Raw genomic sequence first — 3726 nt, forward strand, 5'->3', positions numbered from 1 at the left:
TTAAGTGCTGGGAGATTTACTGGGGAAAATAATACTGATTTAAGTATTAATTTAGCTCATAAGAATTATAATGGTAGTTTGACTATTATTGGTGCAAGTAATGGGCAAACTATACTCGATGGAAATGATGAAACATGTATTTTTAAATCAATTAGTGCCGATTCTATTGTAACTTTGATAAACATTACATTTACACATGGAAAAGCAGAAACTGGATCAGCTATAACTACTTCTGGAAATTTAACCATAGATAATTGTACTTTTGATAGTAATTATGCTACTATTTCATCAACAATATATGCATGGTATATGAATGATTTAAAAATTATAAATTCTGTATTTAAAAATAATTATGGTGTTGAAGCGTATGCTGATTTCTATTGTGTAAGTCAGGAATATATTACAGTAAATGTTATAAATTCAACATTTATAAATTCAACAACTGAATTATATGAATTACCTTCATTTTTAATAGAACATGCTAGTGCAAATATTATTGGAAATAGATTTGAAAACATGTTTGGATCATATAACTCTGGAACATTTGAATTAAGATCAGAATATAGTAAACGAAAAGTAATTAATAATACATTTATTAATTGTAATTATACTGGAAGTGAAAATGGAGGAATAGTATGTATTTCAAATGCATATCTTCAAAATAATATATTTTTAAACTGTACTTCTAGTGATGCCATAATATATTGCCTAACTGAATTTAATGCATATTTAAAGTTTAGAAATAAAACCGTTAATGGAACTGAATTTACATTATATTGTGATGTAACAGATGATAAAAACAATAGTGTAAGCACTGCACATGGAAAAGTTCATTTCTTAATTAATGGTGAAGATGTTGGTTCTGGTAAGGTAAATAATGGTATTGTTTCAATAAATGTGTATAAATTATTAGATAATGGAGATTATATACTAAATGGATCTTATTATTATTTTGAAAGACCTTCTGAAGTTAATGTAAAAAATGCAACAGTTCATGTTGATTTTAACCATAATCCTCTAGAATTATGGGTATCCAATGATGGTAATGATACAAGTGGTAATGGAAGTAAAAACAATCCATTTAAAACACTTAGACATGCATTAGATTATGGATTTGAAAATACGATTGATTTAACTATTTATATGAAGGATGGAATTTACACTGGAAGTGACAACAAAGAATTATCTTATTCAAAAGTGGGTGCGTTAACTATTATAGGAGAATCCTATAGAAACACTATAATAGATGCAGAATATAATAATACTATTTTTACCTTTGGCAAATATCTAAGTGTGACTTTAACAAACATGACCCTAAGAAATACAAGTGGATATGTTATCAATGCATATATGTTAAAAATTTATGATTCGATTATTGAAAATGTTTCTTCATTATATACACATTGGGATGATAAAACAAAAGTAATTTTCAATAATTTAACATATATCAATAGTGGTGAATTAAATCTAGTAAATGCAGAAATTTATAATTCAGAATTTAAAAATTGTAATATTGTTAATTCTATTTTTATGACTATAGCTACCTCTGAGAATAAAGATATAATAAAAATTGAAAATACTACTATTATTAACAATACTTTTAGCAAAGGCCTCAATCAATACATTCGAATAATTGGAAAAAAAATATTATTATTAAATAATAATTATATCAATAATACAATTACTGATGATTATTCAGGTTTCTTTGTATACATTCTTGCAAATAAAATAACCTCAATAAATGAAACTTTTATAGGAAATAATGTATCAAAGTATATCACAAGTTATCATCATGTATATTTAACCCCCGAAATAATAATTGAAAATATTACATTTAAAAATAATTATATAAATTCAGATGGCGCCAATTTAGCTATTACGACAGGAACAATTAAAGGTGCTAAATTTATTAATAATACCGCATTAAATAATTGTGATTCTATTAGTATATTACCTTCTGGTTATTATTATCCAGCTTCAGAAATTAATATTGAAGATATTATTTTTGAAAATAACAGTGCAAAAAATTATAATGATATATTTATCCAAAATAGGGGAGCAGACAGTATTAATGGAAAATTAAACAATATTACTGTAAGTTTCAATAATTTAATCACCAATTCTTTACAAAATATTGTAACCGTTAATATTACTCATCCTAGTGGAGCAATTATTGGAGGAGGAAATATTACATTTTATTTAAATGGTTCTTATATGGGAGTTGCAGAAGTTGTAAATGGTGTAGCTAAATTAAATTATTTAGGATTTACAAAAGACGGCAATTATACTTTAAGTGGTTCATATAACTACGAAACAAACAACACTATTTATAACAATGCTACTGTTAATGTAATGCTTAGTCCATTAAAAGAAAATATTACTTTATATGTTTCTGATAGTAGAGGAGATGATGAAAACGGAAATGGTTCATATGAAAATCCTTACAAAACCATTGAAAATGCATTAAACAATGGATATAACGAGTCAAAAGTAATTATTATCAAAGTTTTAGAAGGTAATTATACTGGTAAATTCAATAACAATATTACTCTTTTTGATTCTTTAAATATCACAATTATTGGTGAAGGAATAGACAAAACAATCATCACAGGAAATAATACTAAAAATAACTGGTTTATAACAGTATTGCATGCAGGTAATGGATTTTTAAAATTAGTTAACATGAGCATAAGCGAAATTAACTACAATTTTAAATCTTCAAATACTCAAAAATCTGCAGTTAATATTGAAAATGGTGCTAATGTAATGATTGATAGTGTTAAATTTACAAAAAATCGTGGATTAAATGGTGGTGCAATTAATAACAAAGGTAAGTTAAACATTGTTAATTCTATTTTTTATAATAATGGTGATTCAAGTTACGGAGGATCAATATACAATACAGGTATAACAATCATTGACAATTCATCATTTATTGCAAATCATGCAAAATTTTTTGCTGATATTTACAATGAAGGTATTTTAAACATTTACAATTCCACTATACAGGATTCCATGCGTACAAATGGTTGGGCTGGAAACAGACTTGTAATCGGAGGTCTTGGTAATATAAGCATTATTAATTCTAAAATATTTAGAACAGGGAAAACTCCACTAGAACTTATTAATCCTGGCGACACATATGCTGACAATCCTGCACTCGTCATAAGTATTGGAACAAGTGGAAGCATAATACTAATAAATACAACAATAGACGGTCATAATGCCAAATATACAGGACCAGGCATTTATACTATGGATAACTCTGCTATATGTGAACATGTATCTTCAAATATTAAAATTTACAATACCTCTTTCTTAAATTTAGATAGTATCCTGAATAATCAACGGGGAAATCTAACAATTAGTTCATCATTTATTAAAAATGTATCTGACCTAATAAAGTCAACAAGTCTTTATAATTTAACTGTAATAAACTCTTACTTTGCTGATGGAACAATATCAACCGAAAAATACAGTAACTCTAATATTTGCTTAAATAACAATTGGTGGGGAAATAATTCCAAACCTACTTATAAAGTAGCTAATGTTGATACAAATCCTGAAACCTGGTTAATATTAACACTAAACCAAAGTGCTTTATCAAAAAACATTATTTTAGCTTTTAAAGTTAGCGATGGTGAAAATATAACAGATTATACAGGACAACTATATCCAAGACAGTTTACAATGTCTAGCATAAACGGAACACTAAAATCAGCTAAT

The 3726-nt window shown here is 26.4% G+C and carries 1 pseudogene; it reads left to right on the forward strand.

What is annotated here, in order from left to right:
• A pseudogene (locus MBORA_RS10890) lies at positions 1-3726 on the forward strand (hypothetical protein); the annotation flags it as partial.

Origin of the sequence: Methanobrevibacter oralis (genome assembly GCF_001639275.1) — an archaeon.
GTDB lineage: Archaea > Methanobacteriota > Methanobacteria > Methanobacteriales > Methanobacteriaceae > Methanocatella > Methanocatella oralis.